This window comes from Streptomyces sp. MJM8645, from assembly GCF_001625365.1.
Lineage (GTDB): Bacteria > Actinomycetota > Actinomycetes > Streptomycetales > Streptomycetaceae > Kitasatospora.
On the sequence record NZ_LJJF01000001.1, the window covers coordinates 3,370,701 to 3,394,394 of the forward strand.

General features: G+C 73.4%; 20 protein-coding genes. 9 read left to right on the plus strand and 11 right to left on the minus strand.

All coding sequences use genetic code 11. The features are described from left to right. Positions 1-189: 189 nt before the first annotated feature. Entirely contained in the window at positions 190-1,161 is a 972-nt protein-coding gene (locus A6F73_RS14325) for a helix-turn-helix domain-containing protein (protein WP_063348163.1), read from the plus strand. A 450-nt stretch (positions 1,162-1,611) separates the two neighbouring features. On the opposite strand, the gene A6F73_RS14330 is transcribed toward A6F73_RS14325, so the two are convergent. Then, the gene (locus tag A6F73_RS14330) at positions 1,612-2,085 is read right to left on the minus strand and encodes an ATP-binding protein (RefSeq protein WP_063348164.1); all 474 of its coding nucleotides are present in this window, start codon (positions 2,083-2,085) and stop codon (positions 1,612-1,614) included. A 631-nt stretch (positions 2,086-2,716) separates the two neighbouring features. Between A6F73_RS14330 and A6F73_RS14335 the strand changes: the two genes are divergently transcribed. Both A6F73_RS14335 and A6F73_RS14340 read left to right on the plus strand, forming a co-directional pair. Next, positions 2,717-3,400 (plus strand): sigma-70 family RNA polymerase sigma factor, encoded by a 684-nt coding sequence (locus A6F73_RS14335; RefSeq protein WP_063348165.1) that lies wholly within the window; start codon positions 2,717-2,719, stop codon positions 3,398-3,400. Next, on the plus strand, positions 3,397-4,632 hold the full coding sequence (locus A6F73_RS14340; RefSeq protein WP_063348166.1) for a zf-HC2 domain-containing protein: 1,236 nt from the start codon (positions 3,397-3,399) through the stop codon (positions 4,630-4,632). The genes A6F73_RS14335 and A6F73_RS14340 overlap by 4 nt, the downstream gene beginning before the upstream one ends. A 46-nt stretch (positions 4,633-4,678) precedes the next feature. Here A6F73_RS14340 and purU read toward each other — a convergent pair whose 3' ends face one another. Both purU and A6F73_RS14350 read right to left on the minus strand, forming a co-directional pair. Next, positions 4,679-5,554 carry a formyltetrahydrofolate deformylase gene (purU, locus tag A6F73_RS14345; RefSeq protein WP_063348167.1) on the minus strand — a complete coding sequence of 292 codons (876 nt, stop codon included), beginning with the start codon at positions 5,552-5,554 and terminating at the stop codon, positions 4,679-4,681. Positions 5,555-5,744: 190 nt separating this feature from the next. Further along, entirely contained in the window at positions 5,745-6,179 is a 435-nt protein-coding gene (locus A6F73_RS14350; protein ID WP_107452888.1) for a hypothetical protein, read from the minus strand. Between the two features lie 255 nt (positions 6,180-6,434). Between A6F73_RS14350 and A6F73_RS14355 the strand changes: the two genes are divergently transcribed. Then, positions 6,435-7,733: an ABC transporter substrate-binding protein gene (locus A6F73_RS14355; protein ID WP_063348169.1), complete on the plus strand. Its 1,299-nt coding sequence runs from the start codon at positions 6,435-6,437 to the stop codon at positions 7,731-7,733. Positions 7,734-7,832: 99 nt separating this feature from the next. On the opposite strand, the gene A6F73_RS14360 is transcribed toward A6F73_RS14355, so the two are convergent. Beyond that, positions 7,833-9,056 (minus strand): hypothetical protein, encoded by a 1,224-nt coding sequence (locus A6F73_RS14360; RefSeq protein WP_063348170.1) that lies wholly within the window; start codon positions 9,054-9,056, stop codon positions 7,833-7,835. Positions 9,057-9,264: 208 nt separating this feature from the next. Further along, complete coding sequence (locus A6F73_RS14365) at positions 9,265-10,641, minus strand: hypothetical protein (RefSeq protein ID WP_063348171.1); 1,377 nt, start codon at positions 10,639-10,641, stop codon at positions 9,265-9,267. A 315-nt stretch (positions 10,642-10,956) separates the two neighbouring features. Between A6F73_RS14365 and A6F73_RS14370 the strand changes: the two genes are divergently transcribed. Then, a complete protein-coding gene (locus A6F73_RS14370) occupies positions 10,957-11,661 on the plus strand; it encodes a bifunctional DNA primase/polymerase (protein ID WP_244293629.1) in 705 nt (234 codons plus the stop codon). 567 nt (positions 11,662-12,228) lie between these two features. Here the strand turns inward: A6F73_RS14370 and A6F73_RS14375 are convergent. Further along, positions 12,229-12,921, minus strand: coding sequence for a metal-dependent transcriptional regulator (locus A6F73_RS14375; protein ID WP_063348173.1), 693 nt, complete (start codon positions 12,919-12,921; stop codon positions 12,229-12,231). Positions 12,922-13,143: 222 nt separating this feature from the next. Between A6F73_RS14375 and A6F73_RS14380 the strand changes: the two genes are divergently transcribed. The 3 genes from A6F73_RS14380 to A6F73_RS14390 all read left to right on the plus strand — a co-directional run bounded on the left by A6F73_RS14380 (position 13,144) and on the right by A6F73_RS14390 (position 15,915). After that, positions 13,144-13,908, plus strand: coding sequence for a sugar isomerase domain-containing protein (locus A6F73_RS14380; protein WP_063348174.1), 765 nt, complete (start codon positions 13,144-13,146; stop codon positions 13,906-13,908). A gap of 220 nt (positions 13,909-14,128) precedes the next feature. Continuing rightward, complete coding sequence (locus tag A6F73_RS14385; protein ID WP_063348175.1) at positions 14,129-15,037, plus strand: DUF4231 domain-containing protein; 909 nt, start codon at positions 14,129-14,131, stop codon at positions 15,035-15,037. A 23-nt stretch (positions 15,038-15,060) separates the two neighbouring features. Then, positions 15,061-15,915 carry an alpha/beta hydrolase gene (locus A6F73_RS14390; RefSeq protein ID WP_063348176.1) on the plus strand — a complete coding sequence of 285 codons (855 nt, stop codon included), beginning with the start codon at positions 15,061-15,063 and terminating at the stop codon, positions 15,913-15,915. A 22-nt stretch (positions 15,916-15,937) separates the two neighbouring features. Here A6F73_RS14390 and A6F73_RS14395 read toward each other — a convergent pair whose 3' ends face one another. From A6F73_RS14395 to A6F73_RS14405, 3 genes are all read right to left on the minus strand, one after another. Continuing rightward, positions 15,938-16,906, minus strand: a complete 969-nt coding sequence (locus A6F73_RS14395) for a D-glycerate dehydrogenase (RefSeq protein ID WP_063348177.1) — start codon at positions 16,904-16,906, stop codon at positions 15,938-15,940. Between the two features lie 65 nt (positions 16,907-16,971). Then, a complete protein-coding gene (gene fxsT, locus A6F73_RS14400; protein WP_063351197.1) occupies positions 16,972-20,892 on the minus strand; it encodes an FxSxx-COOH system tetratricopeptide repeat protein in 3,921 nt (1,306 codons plus the stop codon). Between the two features lie 83 nt (positions 20,893-20,975). Next, positions 20,976-22,355 carry a TIR-like protein FxsC gene (locus A6F73_RS14405; protein WP_063348178.1) on the minus strand — a complete coding sequence of 460 codons (1,380 nt, stop codon included), beginning with the start codon at positions 22,353-22,355 and terminating at the stop codon, positions 20,976-20,978. A gap of 207 nt (positions 22,356-22,562) precedes the next feature. Between A6F73_RS14405 and A6F73_RS14410 the strand changes: the two genes are divergently transcribed. Beyond that, entirely contained in the window at positions 22,563-22,757 is a 195-nt protein-coding gene (locus A6F73_RS14410) for a DUF397 domain-containing protein (protein WP_063348179.1), read from the plus strand. 198 nt (positions 22,758-22,955) lie between these two features. Here A6F73_RS14410 and A6F73_RS14415 read toward each other — a convergent pair whose 3' ends face one another. Then, positions 22,956-23,207, minus strand: coding sequence for a hypothetical protein (locus A6F73_RS14415; protein WP_063348180.1), 252 nt, complete (start codon positions 23,205-23,207; stop codon positions 22,956-22,958). Next, positions 23,204-23,572 carry an ATP-binding protein gene (locus tag A6F73_RS14420; protein WP_063348181.1) on the minus strand — a complete coding sequence of 123 codons (369 nt, stop codon included), beginning with the start codon at positions 23,570-23,572 and terminating at the stop codon, positions 23,204-23,206. The genes A6F73_RS14415 and A6F73_RS14420 overlap by 4 nt, the downstream gene beginning before the upstream one ends. Between the last annotated feature and the right edge of the window lie 122 nt (positions 23,573-23,694).

The following is a 23,694-nucleotide window of genomic DNA, read 5'->3' on the forward strand; positions in this document are numbered from 1 at the left end:
CGCGGACGAGTGTCCCGAAGCGGCGCGGCCGCGACGAGTGGCCTGAATGACAGCTTTCGCAAGAATCGGGCCACGGTCCCGGCGTACCCTGGCCCGAACCGGCCGGACTGGCCCGAACCGACCCAACCGACCCGACCGGCCGAACCGACCCGACCGGCCCGGGCGGCCGCACCACCGAAGGGGAACGGCATGGCCCACCTGGTCGCGGTACTCGCCCTCGACGGCGTGATCGCCTTCGAACTCGGCATCCCCGCCCGCATCTTCGGCGGCGCCAAGGACCCGGCCGGGCGGCCGCTCTACGAGGTCGCCACCTGCACGCTGGACGGCCGGCCGATCGCCACCAGCGCGGACTTCCGAATCAGCGTCGACCACGGGCCCGAACTGCTGGAGCGGGCCGACACGGTGGTGATCCCGGCCTCCGCCGACGCGAGCACGGCCACCGTCGACGCCGCCTTCACCCCCGAACTGGCCGCCGCCCTGGGCCGGATCCGGCCCGGCACCCGGCTGATGTCGATCTGCACCGGGTCCTTCCTGCTGGCCGCCGCCGGACTGCTGGACGGCCGCCCGGCCACCACCCACTGGCGCTACACCCGGCGCTTCGCCGAGCTGTACCCGAAGGTGCGGCTGGACCCGGACGTGCTCTACACCGACGACGGCGACGTCCTCACCTCCGGCGGGGTGGCCGCCGGGGTGGACCTGTGCCTGCACGTGGTCCGCCGCGACCACGGCAGCGCGGTGGCCAACGCGGTGGCCCGCAACTGCCTGGTGCCGCCGTGGCGCGAGGGTGGCCAGAAGCAGTACGTCGAGGCCCCGAGCCCAGTGGACTCCACCGGCCAGGGCACCGCCGCCGTCCGCGCCTGGGCGCTGGAACACCTGGACCAGCCGCTGGCACTGAGCCGGCTCGCCGACCGGGCGGGCATGAGCCTGCGGACCTTCACCCGGCGCTTCCGCGAGGAGACCGGCGCCAGCCCCGGGCAGTGGCTCACCGTGCAGCGCACCGAGCGGGCCCGGCAGCTGCTGGAGCGCACGGACCTGACGATCGACCAGGTCGCCCGGGAGTCCGGTTTCGGCACCGCCGCCTCGCTCCGGCTGCAATTGCGCGGCCGGCTGGACGTCGCCCCGAGCGCCTACCGGCGAACCTTCCGCGCCGTCCCCGGGTGACCCCGGGCGGCTTCAGGTGCCCTGGACGGCTCTCGGCCGAGTGGCCGGAAAGCGCCGCCGGACAACGGCGGATCGGACGGCGGCCGGCCGCGTGCACCCCGAGCACGGCGCGGCCGGCCACCATCCAATCGCGACGCGCGGGCCCTGAACCCGCGCCGCACCCTCCGCACTCGCCAAGGAGCGCCCGCGACCGGCGGTCCACGGCCCCCCTGCTGGCGTGGTCCCCCTGGACAACAGCACCGCGGCGGCGTTCGGGCGTCCCCTCGGCGTCCCCTCACTGACGGAGAGCCGCACCCAAGCGTGATCAGTCGGATACGTCACGTCAATGGGTAGTCCGAAATTCGGAATGGTTGCGTCAACTTTCGGCCGGTGATCTCCACCAGTGATCTCCGCCGACGATCACCGGCGGGAACGGCAGCGAACCGAGCAGGTCCCGGGCTGCCGCTGCCACTACTGCGCCAACGCCGCCCAGTCCACGCCCGCCAGCGGGTCCGCCGGCCGGGCGTCCGCGCCGATCTCGCACCACACCCGCTTGCCCGAGCCGTCCGGGAACCAGCCCCAGCGCTCGCAGAGCAGCTCGACCAGCTCCAGGCCGCGCCCGTTGGTGGCGTTCTCGTCCGCCCCGGCGTGCCGTGGGGCGGGGGCCGTCCGGCTGGCGTCGGCGACCTCCACCCGCAGCGGACCGGCCGGCTCGCCGCCCGCCTGGTCCTCCTCCACCGGCAGGCAGAGCCGCAGCACCGCCGGACACCCGGTGTGCACCACGGCGTTGGTCACCAACTCGGAGACCACCAGCACCACCGTCTCGGCGACCGGCGCGTCCGGGTCCACCCCATGGTTCAGCAGCCGCGAGCGCACCCACCGACGGGCCCGGCCGACCTCGGCCGGGTCCGCCTGCACCGCCAGCTGTACCTGAAGAACCTGCACCGCTCCACCACCCGCACTCGCAGTTCGGCCATCGTCCCGATCGGGCCGGATCGTCCAGCCGGCGAACCCTCGCACATCGCCCGGTGCCACCCGGGCCCTCGGCCGGGCTCCCGCCCGGCGCTCACCCGAGCTGTCCCGTCCGGGCCAACTCGTCCGGGCCAACTCGTCCGTCGCGCACTGGCCGCGACTCGATTACGCCTCAGGATGAGTGGGCGGACGGACCTCGGCAAGCGCTTCGGGCATATTCCAGCGATCGGGGGACAGCGCAGTGCATACTGTCCCGTTCACTCTCGCGAGCCTCGTACCGGCACTCGTCCGGCCCGGGCCGACCCGCCGGTCCCGCAGTGGCGAACCTACCTCCGGACGCCCCGCGCACCCGGCCCGCCACTCGCGAACCACCCGTGCGACATATGTCCAACGGCCTTCGAACAGCGGCCTCCACGGACCGCCCCGCGCACGGGCCACCGGTACGAGCGACGACCGGGCGCCGGGCCGGATGACGATCCGGATGACGGCCCGGGTGACGATCCGCAGGCCCGGGTTCCGTTCTTCGGGGAATGCTCCCGCCGCCGACCGGCCGCAAGATACCGTTGGGTACGCCAGCGAAACCCGGGCAGGAGGGTGGTTCCCGATGGCCACCCCCGACCGCGCGCCGCGCTGGGACGAGCAGCTCCAACGCCGCCTCGCCCGCGGCGAGGAGACCGCGCTCGGCGAGATCTACGACCAGCTCGCGCCGATGGTGCACGGACTGGCCGGGCGGATACTCGCCGACCAGGCCGCCGCCGCCCAGCTCACCCGGGAGATATTCGCCCACGTCTGGGAGCACCCCGAGGACTTCGACCCCGCCCAGGGCTCGCTGCGCTCCTGGCTCGGCGCGCTCACCCACCGCCGCGCGGTCGACCGGCTGCGGGCGCGGCGGGCCGCCGAGCGGGTACCGGGCGGCCCGGGCAGCGGACTTGACGGCCCGGGCGGCGGCGAGGGCGCGGCCGAGGCGGAGATCCGCGCCGTGGCCACCGCCGCGCGCATGCAGTACGTGGTGGACTCCCTGCCCCAATCCCTGCGTGAGACCATCGCGGTGACGTACTACGACGGCCGCACCTACCAGGAGACGGCCCGGCTGCTCGGCATCAGCGAGCAGGCCGCCAAGCAGCGGATGCGGCTCGGCCTGGAACTGCTGGCCACCGAACTGGCCGAGGAGCGCGCCCGCCACGACGAGCGGCACGGCCGCGAGGACGGCCGGGCCGACGACCGGGCCGACGACCGGGACCACCGGGACGACGCGGGCGACAGGGACGACGGGGACAGGGGCGCATGAGCGAGCGGAGCGAGCCCACCACCGAGGAGCGCCACGACGCCCTGCGCTCGCTGCTCGGCGCCTGGGCCCTCGGCGCCTGCCCGAGCCGTGACGCCGCCGAGCTGGAGCAGCACCTGCGCACCTGCCCGGAGTGCACCGAGGAGGCCGCCCGGCTGCGTGAGGCGGCGGGGTGGCTCGCCCTGGACGAGCCGCTCGACCAGCCCAACTCGCTGCGCCAGCAGGTGCTCGACTGGTGCCTGGCCCGCCGCCCGGCCGAACTGCCCGTCCCCGCCTGGGGCATGCCGTACACCGCGGAGACGGCCAAGCTCGACGCGCTGCTGCGCGACCTCGGCCCGGAGGAGTGGCAGGAGGTGGCCGACCTGCCGTGGCACGGCGGCACCGGGCGGCTGCGTCCGGCCGAGGTGCTGTGCCATCTCGCCGCCGTGGACGGCTATCTGGCGCTCGCCCTCGGCCTGCCCGACCCGGTGCCGGCCGGCCCGGGCGCCACGCCGGCCCCGGCCGCCCGGCGGGTGCCGCCGCAGGAGCCGGCCGCGCGGCCGCCGGCGCCCCTGCTCCTGCCCCGGGTCCCGCTGCAGGGCGGGCCGTACGCCGGGATCGCCGAGCGCACCGCCCGGCTGGTCGCCGACCGGGCCGGCCTCCCGCCGCAGTCGGTGCGGGAGCGGTGGCGGCGGCAGACCCACGACCTGGTGCGCACCGCCGCGCTCGCCCCGCGGGGCAACACCCCCGTCGACTACGGCTTCGCCGTGCTGCCGCTGCGCGACGCCTTCGTGGACCGCGCCTTCGAGTGCTACGTGCACGGCGAGGACGTGGCCCGCGCGGTCGCCTACCCGTACGACCCGCCGGCGCCCCAGCACCTGCGGCAGATGGTGGACCTGGCGGTCCGGATGGTCCCGCGGGCACTGGCCGACCTGCGCGCCGCCCGCGCCACCCGTCCCGAGCCCGCCGGGGCGCCGGCCCTCCCGCCCGTGGCGGGCCAGGGCCAAGGCCGGGGCCGGCGGCTGCGGCTGGTGATCGACGGCCCGGCGGCCGGCGAGTGGCTGATACCGCTGGACGGGCCGGAGTCGGGGCCGTCCGGCGGCGAGCCGGTGGCCTCGATGGTGCTGGACGGCCTGGAGCTCTGCCAGTTGGCCGCCGCGCACCGCGATCCGGACCGGCTGCCGGTCGGCGAGCACGGCGACCGGGCCGCGATCCGCGAGGTGCTGCACGCCCTGCCGCTGCTGTCGCGGCCGTAAACGGCCACAGCCGCGCCGACCGTCCCAACTGCGCGCCCCGACCTCGCTACGCGAAGACCACCGTGCGGGTGCCGTTCAGCAGCACCCGGTGCTCGCTGTGCCACTTCACCGCACGGGCCAGCGCCTGGCACTCGACGTCCCGGCCGAGCGCGACCAGCTGGTCCGGGGTGACGTCGTGGGTCACCCGGGCCACCTCCTGCTCGATGATCGGGCCCTCGTCGAGGTCGGCGGTGACGTAGTGCGCGGTGGCGCCGATCAGCTTCACGCCCCGGGCGTGCGCCTGGTGGTAGGGCTTGGCGCCCTTGAAGCTCGGCAGGAAGGAGTGGTGGATGTTGATCACCCGGCCGGACAGCGCGGTGCACAGCTGGTCCGAGAGCACCTGCATGTAGCGGGCCAGCACGACCAGTTCGACGTCCTCCTTGGCGACCAGGTCCAGCAGCTGCTGCTCGGCGTCGGCCTTGGTGTCCCGGGTGACCGGGATGTGGTGGAACGGGACGCCGTAGCTCTCGGTCAGGTCGCGCAGGTCGGTGTGGTTGGACACCACCGCGGCGATCTCCACCGGCAGGGCGCCGATCCGGGTGCGGTAGAGCAGGTCGTTCAGGCAGTGTCCGAACTTGCTGACCATGAGGACGATCCGCATCCGCTGCTCGGTCGGGTGGATCTGCCAGTCCATCCCGAACGAGGCCCCGATCGCCGCGAAGCTGGCCCGCAGCTTGTCGGCGGTGACCGGCTCGGCGGCGGAGAAGTGCACCCGCATGAAGAACAGCCCGCTGTCCCCGTCGCCGAACTGCTGGCTGTCGATGATGTTGCAGCCGGTCATGAAGAGGTAGCTGGAGACGGCGTGGACGATGCCCTGCTTGTCGGGGCAGGACAGCGTGAGGACGTACTGGGCGCTGGCCGGCTGCTGGTCCACTGGGGGTATCCCGTCCTGAGGTCGTGGCGTTCGTGGGTGGTCCAGCGTGTCACATCCTGGACAGTCGCCGCCCCGCTGCCCGTACTGCGGGACGGCACTGCTCAGCGGCCCGACCGAAAGCCCGACCAGGCACCCGGTTAGGCCGCCGACCAGGCGCCCGGCCGGCGGCCCCGCCGTGGACCCGAACTCAGACCCAGGCTCAGACCCGGGTGAGGATGCGCAGCACGTCCAGCGACTTGGGCGCCGCGTCCGGGTCGTCCCCGTCGTTCACCGCCAGCGCGACGTGCGCCTCGCGCGCGGCCCGGACCGCCTCCGGCCAGCCGGGGTGGCCGAAGTAGGCGGAGGCGTGGGCGTCCGCGCCGACCTCGTGCAGCAGCTGGACCACGCGCAGCACCGCGACGTCGACCAGGGCGGCCTCGGCGGAGTCGCGGAAGATCGTGCCCACGTACTTCTCGGCCGACCAGTGGTCCAGCCAGGTGTCCTCGACCAGTCGGTAGACGGCGTCGGTCACGTCGCCGTACCCCTCCCGGCCGTTCAGCCAGGTCTCCTGCTGGAAACCGGGGTCGGACAACATGTGCAGCGCCGAGCGCAGTCGGGCTCGCCAGCGCCACCAGGGCAGGTCGTTGAGCGGCATGCCGTTCATCGTGCTGGAGCGGTGGCCCGGACGAGAAGTGTTTCGGGCAGACCGATGCGAAGAATCTGTGCTGGCGGACATGGAGAACGATCGTACGTTCCCTGTCCGTTCGTACTCCACTCCCGATCTACACGCGTGCCCCGCCGGATTTCAGCTCCCGTTATCCGACCGTTCGCACTTCGGCCCTCTCGGCGTGTGGCGCCGGGGCTTGGCTTGCTCCGGTGCGCCGGATGGCGCCCCAGAGAGGGAAGACCGATGACCAGCCGAAGGGACCCGTTCCAACCCCGGCACCAGTTCGCGCGGCGCCGCCGCCGCCCGATCGCCGCGGCCGCCACCGCCGCGGCCCTGCTCCCCACCCTCTTCTCGGCCTCCGCGTGCGGCGGACCGGCCGATGCCTCCACCAACGGCGGCGACCTCACCGTGATGACCTGGTCCCCGTCCGGCACCGGCTCCGCCGACCGGCCCGGCATGACCGCGCTCGCCGAGGCGATCGGCCGGGACGTCAACCTCAAGGGCGGGCTGAACGGCCGCCGGCTGCAGGTGCTCACCTGCAACGAGCACAACACCTCCGAAGGCGCCAAGGCCTGCGCCCAGCGGGCGGTGGACGCCAAGGCGGTCGCCGTGATCGGCTCCTACAGCCAGTACGGCTTCGACTTCATGCCCGTCCTGGAGCGCGCCGGCATCCCCCTGATCGGCGGCTACGGGCTCTCCCAGCCCGAGTTCAGCAGCCCGCTCTCGTACCCGGTGGACGGCGGCATGCCCGCGCTGATCGGCGGCAGCGGCCGTCAGCTGGTCGAGGCCGGCTGCAAGGCCGTCGCGCTGGTCCGCCCGGACACCCCGTCCGGCGACAACCTGCTCGGCTACCTGGCCAACGCGCTCAAGCCGGCCGGCATCAAGCTGCTCGACGTCAAGGCGCCCGAGCAGTCCACCGACTACACGGCGGTGGCCCGCAAGGCGATCGGCAAGGACGAACCGGCGAACTGCGTCACCAGCGCCCTCGCCGCCGAGCCGACCGGCAACCTGCTGGACTCCTACCGCCGGCTGAACCCGAGGAACACCCGGTTCGCCTCGGTGATCGGCAGCGTGCAGCAGTCGGTGGTCGACTCCACCGGCGGCGACTCCGGCCCGCTGGCCGGCACCTACGTCACCAGCTGGTACCCGCCGGAGTCGGCGAAGGTCTGGGACGGGCTGCGCGCGGTGGTGCGCGCCGACGCCACCGGCGGCCACACCATCGACGTCTCCGATCCCGGCGTGCAGACCACCTGGGTCGCGTACGAGGTGTTCCGGCTGGTCGCCGAGAAGGTCGCGGCGTCCGGCCGGCAGGTCACCGAGAAGACCGTCACCGGGCTGCTGGACAGCGGCGAGGGCATCGACGTCGGGCTCACCCCGCCGCTGAACTGGGGCACCCCCAACATGCTGCCCAGCACCGAGTCACCGCGGCTGGTGAACACCTGGGTCACCTACCAGGTGGTCAAGGGCGGCCGGATGACCCTGCAGCAGCCGGGCTTCGTGGACATCCGCTGGGTGCTCACCGGGGGCCGCCCACCGGCGTGACGCCCGGACGACGCAGAACGGACGACGAAGGACCAATGACGAAGGACGGACGACGGAGGGGCGGGCCGGCGGGCCCGTTCCCCCGTCCGTTCGTCCGTCCTACAGGTCGCCGTCGCTGCGGCTGGGCAGGCCGGTCTGGGTGGCGATCGCGTTCCACAGGGTCGAGGCCTGCTTCTTCGCGGTGGTCGCCGCGCCGCTGGCCTGGACGGCGTTCTTGTAGTGCTGGTTGTCCAGCTTCTTGGGGTCGCAGGCGCCCTGCGAGTCCCCGGCCCAGGCCGCGTACTCGTCGTCGGCCTGCGCGGAGGCGGTCCACGCCGCGTTGAGCTGCTCGACCAGCTGCTGGCCGCCGGGCAGCTTGTCCGCCTTCAGCTGGCCGAGCTTGGTCTGGAGTTCGCGCCGCTTGCCGGCCGCGCCGGTGAGCGCCTGCTGCGACTCGGGCAGCTTGTCGCACTTCTGCACCGAGGCGACCGCGCCGACCACCGCCGAGCGGCTGTCGCTCGCGGTGCCGAGCAGGTCCGACAGCGGCTGTGCCTGGGCCTTGACCGCCGGGTCGACGGTGGTGCCCGAGCTGCTCGCGCTCGCCGTGCCGGGGGTGGCGCTGCCGGTGGCGGCCACCGGGAGGGTCTTCTTGGTATCGGCGGCGGGGGTGGTTTCGTCCCCGTTCACCAGGACGGCGACCAGGATGCCGGCCGCCGCGAAGCCGGCCACCACCCCGCCGATGATCAGTTTGTTGGACGGGCGGCCGCCACGGGCGGACGGGGCCTGCGCGCCCGCCTGGGTGGCGTCGAAGCCCTGCCCGTGGTCCTGTCCGTAGCCCTGCCCCTGCCCGTGGTCCTGGGCGTAGCCCTGGCCGTAGTTCTGCCCGTAGTCCTGACCGGGGTAGGCCGGCGCCGGCTGCGGCTGCCCGGCCTGCGCGTAGCCCTGGTAGCCGCCCGGGCCGGGCTGCTGCGGGTAGCCGGCCTGGGACTGGCCCGTGGGGTAGCCGCCCGCGTGCGGGTCCGCGCCCGGGTAGGGCGGGAGGTGCTGCGTCTCCGGCGCCGGCTCGTGCTGCGGGACGCCGTAACCGGGCTGCGGAGCACCGGCCCACGGGGCGGGCTGGGCCGGCATGGCCTGGGTCGGCCGCGCGTGCCCGCCCTCGCCGAGGTACTCCGGCTGCCCGGACGGCTGCCCCACCGGCGGCACGCCCGTCTGCCCCTGCGGGTGGCCCTGGGGATGACCCTGCGGCTGGCCCGGCACGCCGCCCTGGGTCTGGCCGGGCTCGGGGCGGAACAGGTCGTCCAGGTTGAAGTCACCCGAGTTGGGGTACGAGCGGCGCTGGCTCAACGCGATTCCTCACCTGTGCACGACCGCGCGCTGACGGCGGACCACATCTCGTCGGTTCTTGGGGGCATCACAGTTCCTTGGACGTCGCGCCCACGCTACCGGTTCGCCGAACCGGGTGGCCACGCGGGCGGGACATCCCTCACGCTCCCCTCACCCCGCCCCGCCGGGGCCCGGGGCCGTGGGCGGGCCCTGGTGCCCCGGGCAGGGCCTAGGCAGCCTCCGCATCCGCCCTGGCGTGGAACTCGCGGACCACCCGCTGCTCCCGGTACGGCTCCAGCCGGCGCCGGAACTCGTCCAGGTACTCCACGCCCCGGTTGGACCGCAGCCCGCTCAGCAGCCGGACCGCCTGCGCGCCCGTCTCACAGGCGCGTTCGAGGTCCCGCTGCTGCAACTGGGCGGTGGCGAGCAGGACGAGGTCCACCGCACGGCGGCGGACCCGGGTCGGCGGGTGCAGGTCGAGCGCCCGGCGGGCGTAGTGCTCGGCCTGGCCAGCCTGCTCCAAGTCCCGGTGACAGTGGGCCAGTTCGTCCGACAGATAGGCGTCGTCGAAGTGGGCGATCCAGTCCGGGTCGTCCTCCGGGCGGCGCTTCTCCATCATCTCCAGCGCCTTGGCCGACACCGCCTCGCAGGAGCGGGCGTCCCCCAGCAGGGCGTGGCCGCGGGCCTCGGCGGCGTAGAACATCGCCATCGCCGTCGGGGTGGCGACCGTCCGGGCGCCCTCCTGCGCGGCGCGGGCGAGCTGGGCGATCTCCCGCGGGTTGCCGAGCGTCGCCGCCAGGTGGCTCATCGACGCCGCCAGCACGTAGCCGCCGTAGCCGCGGTCGTCGGCCGCCTGGGCGAGCCGGAGCGCCTGGATGTAGTAGCGCTGGGCCAGGCCGGGCTGGCCGGTGTCCACCGCCATGTAACCGGCCAGTTCGGTCAACCGGGCCACCGCGGCGAAGAGTTGGCGCCCGGTCTCGTCCCGGTACGCCCCGCCGAGCAGGCTGGAGACCACCGAGTTGAGGTAGTGCACGACCACCGGGCGCACGTGACCGCTGCCGAAGCGGTGGTCCAGGTCGACCAGCATCGCGGTGGTGGCCTTGATCGCGGCCACGTCGGTCGGGCCGACCCGGGGGCCGCCGGTGCGGGCCACCACCGGGTCGGGCGGGGTGATCAGCCAGTCCCGGCTGGGTTCCACCAGCGCGGAGGCCGCGACCGTGGCCCCGGTCAGGAAGTCCCGCCGGCCGACGTCGCTGCGCCAGAGCTCGCAGACCTGCTCCAGGGCGGCGTTCAGGGTCGGCGCGAACTGGAGCCCGATGCCGGAGCTGAGGTTCTTGCCGTCGGCCATGCCGATCTCCTCGACCGACACGCTGCGGCCGAGCTTGCGGCCGAGAGCCTCGGCGATCACCGCCGGCGCCTGCCCGCGCGGCTGCTGCCCGCGCAGCCAGCGGGCGACGGAGGTCTTGTCGTACCGCAGGTCCAGACCGTGCTCGGCGCCGCAGAGGTTGACCCTCCGGGCCAGGCCGGCGTTGGAGCAGCTGGCCTCCTGGATCAGTTGCTGCAGACGCTCGTTGGGCTGTCGTGCGACGAGTGGTCTTGCGGCCATTGGGTTTCGCCTCCCCACACCCTCCGGTCCCGGCCGGCGGGCGACGATTCTGCTGATCTGTTGCCGACTGTCCGACCGTCCAAGGAATCTGACACCAGGTTAGCGATCAGCAACGCCAGCGGGATACCCACGGTGACGATCCGCACCCCCCACGCGCCCTGGGAAATGCTCCTGTGCGCCCCCACTGCGCCTGCCCCCGCCCGCCTCAACTCGGTCGAGTAACCGGTTCGAGTGACATTGCCGGTATGCGCCCAACCGGCTTGCGCCGGGCCGTAACCAGCCTCACACACGGTAGTTGAGCTTCGCGTGGAAGACATCCCCGACTCCCCCGACCAGGGCAAGAACGCCGCACTGCCCCCGCTGCTCATCGAAGCCGTCGGCTACGCCGAGAACCGCCACTGGGAGGTCGCTCCCGGCGCCTGGCTGATCGACGGCGACGGGCCCGCCCGCTGCTCCTGCGGCGACCGGCGCTGCCTGCTGCCGGGGGCCCACCCGCTCGACGCGGACTGGGCCCGCAAGGCGAGCGCCGGGCCGGGGGCGGTACGGCGCTGGTGGACCGAGCGGCCGCAGGCCTCGATCCTGCTGCCCACCGGCCGGTCCTTCGACGTCCTGGACGTCCCGGAGACGGCCGGATGCCTGGCGCTGGCGCGGATGGAGCGGATGGACCTCCAGCTGGGCCCGGTCGCGGTGCTGCCCGCCTCGCCCGGCCGGATCGGCCGGCGGCTGCACTTCCTGGTGCTGCCCGGGGTCGCGGCCAAGCTGCCGGAGATGCTCCGCAAGCTCGGCTGGCCGCCCGGCCGGCTGGACCTGGTGGCCCGCGGCGAAGGGGACTGGACGGTCGCCCCGCCGTCCCGGATCGGTGGCACCGGCTACGCCCAGTGGGCCCGCTCCCCCTCGGCGCTCAACCGCTGGCTGCCCGACGCCGCCGAGCTGATCAGCCCGCTCGCCTACGCCTGCGGGCGCGAGGCGCCCGCGGCCGCCCACCCCCAGCCCGCCCAGCCGGCGGCAGCGGTGCGCTGAACGGGCGTAGCAACGGTTCACCACCCCGGTTCACCGCCCTGGTTCACCACCCCGGTTCACCGCCCTGGTTCACCACCCCGGTTCACCACCCCGGTTCACCGCCCTGGTTCACCACCCCGGTTCACCACCCCGTGAACGGCCGCCCTCCGCCTATCGGGTGAGGGCGCGCAGCGCGCGACACCCCGCGCACGGCTGACGGGCCTTGTCTCCCACCGGAGACGGGGCCCGTCACACGCATGTGCGGATAAGGCCTCCGTGTACCCGCTGATCATGGACGAAAGCCCCCCGGACGAGTGACAACGCTCAAGGATTGCCATGATCGGCCGAGGGGAGGAATTGCGGTGCGAGGGGACGCCGGAGGGAGCGCTCGGACGGGGAAGCCGGGCGCGGCGGTGGAGGGGCCGGGAGGGAACGGAGGGGATGGAGGGGACGGGAGGGACGGAGGGGACAGGGAGGGAACGGGGAGGCGAAAGGGCCCGCTGCACGGGGAGCAGCGGGCCCTTCTCGTCGTTCCGGGAGGCGCGTTCCCCGGGCCCGGAAGCGTTCCGGGCCCGGGGGGCGCGTTCCTCAGGCCTGGGCGACGAAGACGTGCTGGGCGATGTCCTTGCCCAGCTCCGCCGCGTTCTCCCCGGTGCCGACCAGCACGCCGGCGACGCCGGCGCTGACCCGCACGGTGGAGCCCGGCCGGATCCCGGCCCGGCGCAGCGTGCGCATCAGCTCGCCGTCGGTCTGGATCGGCTCGCCGATCCGGCGGACCACCACGCTGGCACCGCCGTCGCCCGGCTTGACGGTGTCCAGCGGGACGAGCGCGGCGTCGAAGCCCTCGCCCTCGGCCTTGGCGTCGCCCAGCTCGTCCAGGCCCGGGATCGGGTTGCCGTACGGGGACTGGGTCGGGTGGCCGAGCATGGCGAGCACCTTGCGCTCGACCGTCTCGCTCATCACGTGCTCCCAGCGGCAGGCCTCCTCGTGGACCTGCTCCCACTCCAGGCCGATCACGTCGACGAGCAGGCACTCGGCGATGCGGTGCTTGCGCATGACGCGTACGGCGAGCCGGCGCCCGTCATCGGTCAGTTCGAGGTGGCGGTCCCCCGCGACCTGCAACAACCCGTCGCGCTCCATCCGGCCGACCGTCTGGCTGACCGTCGGGCCGCTCTGCTCCAGTCGCTCGGCGATCCGGGCGCGCATCGGGACGATGCCTTCCTCCTCCAGCTCCAGGATGGTGCGAAGGTACATCTCAGTGGTGTCGATCAGCCCAGACATCGCCGCTGGCTCCGTTCCTCGGTGTCCTCACCGCCAATTCTGACGTACTGCACCGACAACCGGGCCCGCGCAAGGGCCCCGGGTCCCGGTTTTCGTTCCTGTTGACAGCGGTGCCGCCGGGGCGCCACGGTGCTCGCCGTAGCTTTCTCCACTGGCGGCCCGGACCCTCCCGGCCCGCCCCACCCGGCCGGCGCCCCCACCGGCAGAGAGCGAAGGCAACAGATGAACGACCTGGTCGGCCGGTACTTCGACGCCGCGATCGCCCATCTCCAGCGGGTCCGGGAGGAGGAGGCCGACGCCATCGAGGCCGCCGCGGCGCTGCTCGCCGAGGCGATCGCCGAGGGCCGCCGGGTGTTCACCTTCGGTGCCGGGCACTCCGCGCTGCCGGCCCAGGACGTGGTCTACCGGGCCGGCGGGCTGGTCCCGATGAACCTGCTGAACGTCCCCGGGATGGCGGGGGTGACGGTGATGCCCGCGCCGCTGTCCAGCGCGCTGGAGCGGGTGTCCGGCCTGGCCACCACCACCCTGGACCTGACCCCGGCCGCCTCCGGCGACCTGCTGTTCGTGATCTCGCTGTCCGGCCGCCAGGTGATGCCGGTCGAGCTGGCCCGGTACGCCCGAGACCGCGGTCTGAAGGTGATCGGCGTGACCTCGCTGGCGTACCCGGGCGAGGTGCCCCCGGCGCACCCGTCCGGCACGTACCTGAAGGACAACTGCGACGTGGTGCTGGACAGCAAGATCGCGGTCGGGGACGGCGAGCTGACCCACCCGGCCGCCGAGACCACCTTCGGCCCGGTCTCCACCATCGTGACCAGCGCGCTCATGCAGGCCGTGGTCGCCTCGGCGGTCGGCCGGCTGGCCGACGCGGCGGCCGACGGCACCACCGCGGCCCCGCCGCTGTTCCGCTCCGGCAACGTCCCCGGCGGCACCGAGTGGAACGCCAAGCAGATGGCCGACAACGCCGACCGGATCCTCTACACCTACTGACGCCCACCGGTCGCGCCCACGGGCACGCCGGGACACGCAGGGTGTCCGCCCGCCCACCGAACGTACCCGGGCCGGACAATCCACCGGGGCATCCCGGCCATTGCGGGCGGCCCGGGGGTGGGTCAGGCGTACCGGGAAGCCGCCCGGGGCAGGAGAGCGGTGCGACCGGAGCGACGGGTGGGGGCCGAACATGGCGTCTGGGGCGGGACGGACGGGGTGGATGCGCGAGCGGGAGCTGCTGCCCGGGTTCTTCTGGGCCGCCGACGCGGCCTCGCTGCGCGGCCAGCGGCGTTCGGTGCTGCTCTCCGCCTGGGAGCTGCTCCTGCTGGTGGCCGCCGCCGCGACCGGCTCGGCCGACGGCGAGCCGTGGGCCTGGCCGGCGGCCGCCGCCTACCTCGGCGCGATCGTCCTCGCGGTGGTGATCAGCCGGCAGAACCCGCAGGGGCTCTGGTACGAGGGCCGGGCCGCCGCCGAGTCGGTCAAGACGCTGGCCTGGAAGTTCGCCGTCCGGGCGGACGCCTACCAGCCGCCGCCGCACACCCTGCCGGACGCGGAGGGCCTGTACCGCGTCCAGCTCGGCGGGGTGCTGGGCGCCTTCCGGGACGGCCGGGTGGTCGCACCGGGCGCCGGGGCGGAGCTCGCCGGGATCACGGCGGCGATGCGCGACCTGCGCGAGCAGCCGCTCGCGGTGCGGCGCGAGGTGTACCTGCGGGAGCGGATCCAGGTGCAGCACGACTGGTACCGCGCCAAGTCCCGGCACTGCGCCCGGGCCGGGGCGCTGGCGGGGGTGCTGGGCGTGGTGCTCCCGGCGCTCGGGCTGGTGCTCGCGGTGCTGCGGGCGCTCGGCGCGTTCACCTACGACGCGCTGGGCACCGTCTCGGCGGTGGCCGCCTCGATCACCGCATGGGCGCAGCTGCGCCAGTACCGCCCGCTGGCCGCCGCGTACGGGCTGGCCGCCGACGAGCTGGAGCTCATCCGGTGCCAACTGGCCCGGCTGGACGTGGAGTCGGCGGATGCCGAGGAGCTCTGGGCCCGGCTGGCCCGGGACGCCGAGGACGCGGTCTCCCGCGAGCACACCACCTGGCAGGCCCGCCGGGAGATCCGCACCACCACCGACCGGGACCACTGAGGAGGCCGCAGGTGTCGTTACGGATGGTCAAGGCCCCGGACGGTCGCGCCCTCGCCGTCGAATCCCTGGGCGACCCGCGCGGCCGCCCGGTGTTCCTGCTGCACGGCATGCCCGGCAGCCGGGTGGGCCCGCACCCGCGCAGCACCGTGCTGTACCGGCTGGGGGTGCGGCTGATCTCCTACGACCGGCCGGGCTACGGCGACTCGACCCGGCAGTTCGGCCGCCGGGTGAGCGCGGCGGCGGCCGACGTGCGGGCCATCGCGGACGACCTCAAGCTGGACGGCTTCGCGGTGCTCGGCCGCTCCGGCGGCGGCCCGCACGCGCTGGCCTGCGCGGCGCTGCTGCCGCAGCGGGTCAGCCGGGTGGCGGTGCTGGTCGGCCTGGCGCCGCGCAACGCGGCCGGCCTGGACTGGTACGCCGGGATGACCCCGTCGAACGTGCACGCCTACCAGGAGGCGGAGCGCGGGCACGGCCGGATCGCCGATGCGATGGAGTTCCGCTCCCGGCAGATCAAGGACGACCCGGTCCGGCTGCTGAACGGGCTGCGGCCCGAACTGTCGCCCGCCGACCGGGAGGTGGTGGCCGACAACGGGCTGCGGCGGATGCTGCAGAGCAACTACCGGGAGGCGTTCCGGCACGGCGCGGACGGCTGGATCGACGACGTGCTGGCGTTCACCGCCGACTGGGGGTTCAAGGTCGAGGACATCGCGGTGCCGAGCTGGCTGTGGCACGGCACCGACGACCAGTTCTCCCCGGTCGAGCACTCCCGCTGGCTGGGCGACCACATCCCCGGCGCCGAGCTCTTTCTGGAGCCCGGCGCAGCGCACTTCGGCGCGTTCCGGGTGCTGACCACCGCCCTGGCCTGGGCGGCGGGCTGAGGCCTCAGGCTGTCATGAGGCCTCAGGCTGGCACCGGGGTGACCGGCGCTCCCCCGCCCAGCACGGCCAGGACGTTGTCCACCGCCAGGCCGCCCATCGCCTGCCGGGTGGCGACGGTGGCACTGCCCAGGTGCGGGGCCAGGACGGCGCGTTCCTGGGCGAGCAGCGCGGGCGGGACGGCCGGCTCGTGCTCGAAGTTGTCCACGGCGGCGGCGAACAGCGCGCCGGACTCCAGCGCGGCGGCCAGCGCCTCCTCGTCCACCACTCCGGCGGTCATGCTGACCACCACCGCCCCGCGCGGCAGCAGGGCGAGGCGGCGGGCGTCCAGCAGGTGCCGGGTGGCGGCGCTGAGCGGGGCGGTGACGACCAGCACCGTGGAGTGGGCGAGCAGGTCCTCCAGCGGCCGCCAGGTGGCGCCGTCGGCCTGCTCGGGCGGCAGCTCGCGGCGGTTGTGGTAGCTGACCGGCATGTCGAAGGCGCGGGCCCGGCGGGCCACCGCCTGCCCGATCCGGCCCATGCCGAGCACGCCCAGCGGGGTGCCGGCCAGCTCCATGCCGAGCAGGAAGTTCGGTGCCCAGGTCCAGGGGCTGCCGGAGCGCAGCAGGCGCTCGCCCTCGCCGAGGCGGCGGGTGGCGGCCAGCAGCAGCGCCCAGGCCATGTCGGCGGTGGCGGTGGTGAGCACGCCGGGGGTGTTGGAGACCAGCACGCCGCGGTCGGCGCAGGCGGCCAGGTCGATGTTGTGGTGCCCCACGGCGTGGTTGGCGACGATCTCCAGGGACGGGCCGGCCGCGTCCAGGAACTCGCCGTCGACCCGGTCGTCCAGGGTGGTGAGCACGGCGCGGCGGCCGCGGACGGCGGCCAGCAGGTCGGCCCGGGCCATCGCCTGGTCGGAGTCGTGGCAGGTGACGGCGTGGCGCGCGGTGAGCCGTTCGATCACCCCGGGCGCGAGGCGCCGGGTGACCAGGACCGGGGGCGGCGTCTGCTTGCTCATGGTCCCGCAGCGTACCCGCCGCCCCCGGCCGGAGGCCGTGCTCTCACCGGCGCCTGCACCGCCGCTTACACCGGCTGCGGCTCCAGGTCCCGGTTGATCCGCTTCCAGCCGCGCGCCGCGACCGTGTTGGGGTGCTCCTCGCCGAACTGGCGGATCAGCTCGCCGATCGCGCGGGCCCGCAGTTCGGCGGCCTGGGTGTGCCGGCCGGCCGAGCGCAGGGTGATCGACAGGTTGGCCTCGCAGGCGACGGCGTCCGGGTGCCGGGGCGTGTAGCGCTCGCACAGGCCCTGGTAGGCGGCCCGGCCGAGTTCCTCGGCGAGGCCGATCTGGCCGTCGTCGCCGTAGGCGTTGGCCAGGTTGATCACCGCGTTGAGGGTGTACGGGTGGTCCGGCCCGACGGAGTCGGTCAGCCCTTCGACGGTGAGCCGGCCGCGTTCGATGGCGCCCTGGATGTCGCCGCTGCCGCGCAGGTAGATGCCGAGGTTGTTGGCGCAGGCCAGGGTGAAGGGGTGTTCGTCGCCGAAGAGGCGGCGGTGGCCTTCGAAGACGGTGGAGCAGAGGTCGCGGGCGGCCTCCTTGTCGCCGGAGGCGCTGTGGTCGGCGGCCAGGTTGAGCGCGCAGGCGAGCGCGTCGGGGGCGTCGGCGCCGTAGCGCTCCAGGTAGCGCTCGTAGGTCTCCTTGGTGATCCGGCGGGCTTCGGCGAGCGCGCCGATGCGGCGCAGCGAGACGGCCAGGGACTTGGCGTTGCGCAGGTTCTCCGGCAGGTCGGGGTCGAGGACGTCGCCGAGGTCGGAGGTGACTTCCTGGAGCAGGTCCACCGAGCCGCGGTAGTCGCCGAGTTCGCGCAGGTCGCGGGCGAGGTTGGACTTGGTGGAGAGGGTGTAGGGGTGCCGGGGGCCGAGGACGGCGGTGCGCCGGTCGAGGGTTTCCTGGTCGAGTTCGCGGGCGGCCTCGCTGTTGCCGACGAGCCGGTAGTCGATGGCCAGGTTGTTGGCCATCGAGAGCGTGCGCGGGTTGTCGTCGCCGAACAACTCGCGGAACTGGTCGAGGATTTCGCGGTCGAGGTCGAGGGCGGCCTGGAACCGGCCGAGTGCCCGGCGGTCGGCGCCGAGGGAGCCTGCCGTCATCAGGGTGTACGGGTGGTGCTCGCCGAGCAGGGCCCGCTGGCGTTCCAGGGTGTCCTCGTCCAGGGCCAGGGCTTCGGCGTAGTTGCCCTGGGAGCGCAGCACGTTGGCGAGTTGGAAGCGCAGCAGCAGGGTCTGCCGGTCGTTCTCGCCGAGCTTGTTGGTCCACTCGGTGTCGAGGGCGTGGCCGAGGTCGCGGGCGCGGTCGAGTTCGCCGCGCTTCCAGAGGTAGCGGACGCGGTCGATGAGCAGTTGACGGGTGTCCGCCTCGTCGCAGTTGTGCGCCTTGGAGGGCGACAGGTGCGGCCAGATCTCGTCGAAGGCGGGCCAGTTGGCGGGGTCGTCGGTGTCGCCGAGGACGGGCCGGGCGCCGGTGAGGATGCGATGCACCTCGTGGACGGCGATCTCCTGCTCGTCGTCGGTCATCTCGGCCCGGATCACCGCCTGGACGAGCCGGTGCACCTGGAAGCTGTTGCTGCCGGCGTCGACCTTGGCCAGCGCGTACCGGCCGATCGCCTGGATCACCTTGCCCAGCATGAACTTGTCGCTGAGGTCGGCGTCGTACTTCACCAGCGCCCGGATCATCTGGTCGCTGTAGAAGAGGTTCATCGAGATCGGCTCGGGCGCGAAGAACGCGCAGAGCTGCAACAGCCGGACGGCGGCCGGGGATTGCTGGCGCAGCCGGCCGATGGAGACGTTCCAGGTGGCGCCGACCGGGGTCGGGTAGTCGGCGGGGCGGGCGACGGCCAGTGCGCGGGCCGCCTCGGCGTGCAGTTGGGCGACGTAGGTCTCCACCGGGGTGCCGGTGGTGTCCAGCCAGGCGGCCGCGACCTCGACGGCGAGCGGCAGGTCGCCGACCGCCTCGGCGACCCGGTCGGCGTCCGGGCGGGAGAGGCCGCGGGCGCGCCGGCACAGGTGTTCGACGCTCTCTCCGCGGGTGAAGACGTCCACCTCCAGCGCCTCGGCGTGCCCGGTCCAGGCCTGGTTGCGGGAGGTGACCAGGATGTGGCCGGAGCCGCCGGGGAAGAAGCGGCGGATCTCGGCCGGTTCGTCGGCGTTGTCGAAGATCAGCAGCCAGCGCGAGGTGGGCACGCCGCGGCGCAGCGCCTCCCGGGCGGCCTCGGCGGCTTCGGTGACGGAGTCGCCGACGCGCAGGCCGAGCCGGCGGGCGAGGTCGGCGAGGGCGGGTGCGACGAGTTCGGTCTGCTCGGCGTCGATCCACCAGACCAGGTCGTAGTCGGACATGAACCGGTGTGCGTACTCCAGCGCGACCTGGGTCTTGCCGACGCCGCCGAGCCCGTACAGCGTCTGGGGGGTGGGCAGGACGGCCGCCATGCCGCCGCGCAGTTGGTTGCGCAGCTGCTCCAGGACGGCGGCGCGGCCGGTGAAGGAGGGGTTGCGCGGCGGGACGTCCCACACGGTCGGCTTGCTGCCGGGGAAGCGCGGTCCGCTGCCGTTGGGCTCGGTCAGGGCGACGTCGCCGCGGCCGAGGGCGCGCAGCAGGGTCTGGACGGACTGCGTCTCGTCGCGGCCGACGAGGTCGACGGGGTTGCGGTTGCTGAAGGGCGCGGTGAGCCTGACGTCGCCGACGCGGACGGGGACGAGCTGGCGCCGGGTGCCGGCGGGGTCGGAGTTGACCACGGACTCCCACAGCGCCCGGGCCTGCGGGGAGCGCTGGTAGGCGGGCGAGAGCACGGCGACGGTCCGGTAGGCGGCGTCGATGCCGCGTTCGGTCTCCTCGCGCGGGTCGGTGCCGGCGCTGAGGTCGCGGGGCAGCACCCGGAAGCCGGCCCGGGTGAGCACGGACTCGATCCAGTCCGCCCACATCCGGTCCTCGGGGACGTAGGAGAGGTAGAGGTCGGCGGGGACGGACGGGCGGCGGCGGGTGAACGCGTCCACGTAGCGCAGCCGCAGTTCCTCGTCCATCACCGGCAGGGAGGTGACCTTGCGCTGGGTGATCATCGCGGTGAGGCGCTCGCAGGCGGCGAGCATCGAGGTGGGGGTGCCGGTCTGGTCGCCGAAGGTGGCGAGGATCTCCTCGTAGGCGTAGAACGGCCGGTACGGGATCTCCACCGAGCCCCAGTAGGCGGCGAGTTCCTCGCCGTTGAGGCCGGCCGGCAGCCCGTCGAAGCGGACCCGGGCGAGGGAGCGGCCGGCGTCGGCCTTCTCCTTCTCGCCCTCGTCGATGCGCATCGGGACAGGCAGGATGCGGATGCCGCGCTCGCGGTAGCGGTCGTGGATGTGCTGGGCGATCCGGGAGGCGCCGTCGATGGACTGGTCGCTCAGGGTGAAGCAGACCACCAGGTCGTCGGGCATCTGGACGGTGCAGATCTCGGCGATGTCGGACAGGCCGGTGCGCGAATCGATGAGCACGTAGTCGTACCGCTTGCTCATGTCGGCCTTGAGGGCGTCGAAGAACTGCCCGCCGTCGAAGCGGTCGTAGAAGATGTCCCAGTCCAGGTGGGTGACGGCCTCGGAGTAGTCCCGGTTGAACTGGCCGGCGGACAGGAAGTCCAGGCTGCCACCGGTCGGGAACAGCGGCCAGGACAGCGACAGCGCGTGCGGGTGCACCCTGGCGAAGTCCAGGTGCCAGCCCTCGGCGTGCTCGACCGGGCGCAGGGCCTCCTCGCGGTACTCGGCGATCAGGTCCATCATCCCGGTCGTGCCGGCCAGCGAGGCCGGGTCGAGGAAGGGGTGGAAGAACTTGGCCAGGCCCGGCGCCTCCAGGTCCCAGTCCACGGTGAGCACCCGGTAGCCGTTGGCGGCCAGGATCCAGGCGGTGTTGGCGAGCGCCATGGTGCGCCCGGTGCCGCCCTTGTAGGAGTAGAAGGTGATGATCCGGCCGTTGCGGTCCTGCTCCACGGACCGTCGTTCGGCCTCCCGCTGGGCGGCCAGTTCGGCCACGGTGAGGCCCCCGACGCGGAAGTTCCTGGTGGGGTTCTCGCTCATCTGGGTCGTCCTCCCAAGGGCGCCATCCCGTCATCGGGGTCATCGCCGTCGTCACGGTCTGGGTGGTCGTCGGGTCCGGAGTCGTCCTGCCCGAGGGGGGCGTCCCGGCCGAACGGGGCCGCGCCCGGGCCGCGCCGGAACGCGTCCCGCAGGTTCGGGCGGGGCGGCGGCGGATCCTCCGGCTCGGCCCTGGTGCGGCCCTCGAAGGCGTACTTGGCCTTCATCGCGGCCCGGGGCAGCGCGTCGTCGAAGTCCTCCAGGGTGTTCAGCCCGGTCGGGCCGCTCACCCCGAGGAAGCTGGGGCGGCTCGCCCGCCGGGTGATGCGCAACGCCTGGTCGCTCAACTCGCCGAGGTCGCCGCCGCGTTCCTCGCACTCGGGGTCCTCGGTGTTCCACGGCTCCAGGACGCTCACCCAGGTGGCGTCCGAGCGGTCGAAGCGGCGGACGAGCTCCCGGCGGTCCGGATCGCGCAGCGCCCACCGGTCGAGCAGGAGCAGGCCGGGGGCGGCCGCCTCCCCCTCGATGATCGACTCGACCTCGTCGTCGAACTCGTGCACGGTCGGCTGGAACCCCAACTGCCGGGCCAGCCGCACCGCGTGCTGGGCGATCGGCGAGCCGGCCGGGCGATAGGGGTGCCAGTCGGTGCGCCGGGAGCCGTAGAAGTCGGGATTGCGGTCGGGCGGCAACTCGCCCTGGTGGTAGGAGAGTACGGAGATCCGCAGCTGCTTGGTCGGCGCGCTCACGTTGAAGGCGCTGGGCAGCCCGTTGAAGTCCAACCGCCGCCCGACCGGGATCACCGTCTCCTCCGCCACCTGCACGATCCGCGCCGCCAGCCGGTGCACGGCCAGCTCGTAGGCCGAGCGGAAGTAGGTGAGCTTCATCAGCGCGTACAGGCCCTCGGTGGCGTAGTCCGGCCCGAAACTGGCGTGGTTGAACTGGAGTTCACTGGCGACCTTGGGCAGCCGGTAGCGGCTCATCGGCGCCCACAGCACCGGCACGATGCCGCTGGTGCGCTCCGCGTCGATCGTCGCCGGGTACACCGGGCGGCGGGTGAAGGCGTGCCACTCCTGCCCGCACGGGACGCTGTTGAAGTACCGGGGAGAGTACAGCGGCACGAACACCCGGCACGTCGCCAGCTCCTCCGACAGCCGCTCCGCCCACAACTCCCCCTGGTGCATGGACTCGTCCATGAAGCCGACCGGCACCCCGGCCGGGACCGTGGTCAGCTGCAGCACCGCCTCGCACAGGTCCCGGTACAGCTGGCGGACCCAGTGGTTCGGATCACCGGCGCCGCGCGTGCCGGCCTTCGGGGTGTGCGCGTAGGAGAGGAAGAAGTACGGCCGGGCATCATCCTCGTCCCAGCCACGGTCGTTCACACGCGCCTCCCCCGGGCCCGTCGGCAACCTGGTTCCCGCAGCCCCCGTGCGGCGGGGTCTCAGTGTAGGAACGAGTGAGGACCCAAGGGAATAGCACAACGAGTCGCACGAATTGACATGACCGAAACGACACGGCTGTGCGCCCGCTTATCGTGGCTCCCGGGGCCTGCTCCAGCGCGCCCGACACGGAGTACAGGGAAGGTAGCCATGGACCACCTCAACTGGCAGAAGCCGAGCTTCAGCGGTGACCAGGCGGACTGCATCGAGATCGCCTCCGAGGGCGACTTCGTCTACCTCCGCGAGTCCGACAATCCCGGCCACATCGTCACCACCACCCGCACCAAGCTCAACGCCTGGCTCCTCGGCGCCAAGGCCGGCGAGTTCGACCACTTCATCGCCTGACCCGCACGGACTGGCGGCCTCGCGAGTCAGCAGGAGCCGCCGTGGCACCCGAAATGGCGCGGGCCCGCCTGGGGAAGGCGGGCCCGCGTGCCATGCATGGCACCTATGTCCGATCCCGTCGATCCCGAAGCCGCTCGGACCGGGCCTGACAGACACCGCCGACGGCGGCGGCCAGCAGGATCAGGACCAGCATGCCCGTCACGCCCGGCCCCGCCGGCGCTTGAACTCGCGCAGCAGAGCCAGCAGGTTGATCAAGGTGCTGGCCGGGATGTTGCCGATGGAGACCAGGGCGCTGCCGTTCAGATTGGTCTCGCCGGGCCGAGCGGACGGCCAGAGGAGACCGAACTCGCGGCCCTCCGTGCGGAGATCGACGATCAGTTCGGTGATCTGCCGACCGGTGAGCTGCCGCAGGGCCGGGTCGGCGGGGTGGATCGGGTGGTGGGCGATCACGCGGCGCCGTCCAGCTCGAACCAAACGCGCTTGCCGAGCTTCTGCGGCTCCGCACCCCAGCGGTGCATGAGCCCCTCCACCAGCATCAACCCCCGCCCGGACTGGGCGAACGGGTCGGGCTTCCGCTGCTCGGGCAGCACGGGACTGCGGTCCGCGACGGTGACGCGGAGCGTCCCGTGGACGACGGCGACCAGGACGACGGGCGCGGCGGTCAACCCGTGCCGCCAGGCGTTCACCACCAGCTCCACGAGCGCGAGTTCGGCATCCCCGATGGAGGAGTTGGGGTACCCGGCGCGCGCCATGGTGTCGCGCAACGCCTCGCGAGAGACGGTGAGGGAGGGGGAGTTGAGGTTGGGGTCACACATGGGGAATCTCCCAGCGGTGCAGAGGGGCTACGCACAGACGCAACTGACGACCCGTCTGATGCGCGGTTGTGGTTGGACTGTAAGGGGACAAGGTCCAACGATGCAACACTAACTGTAATTTC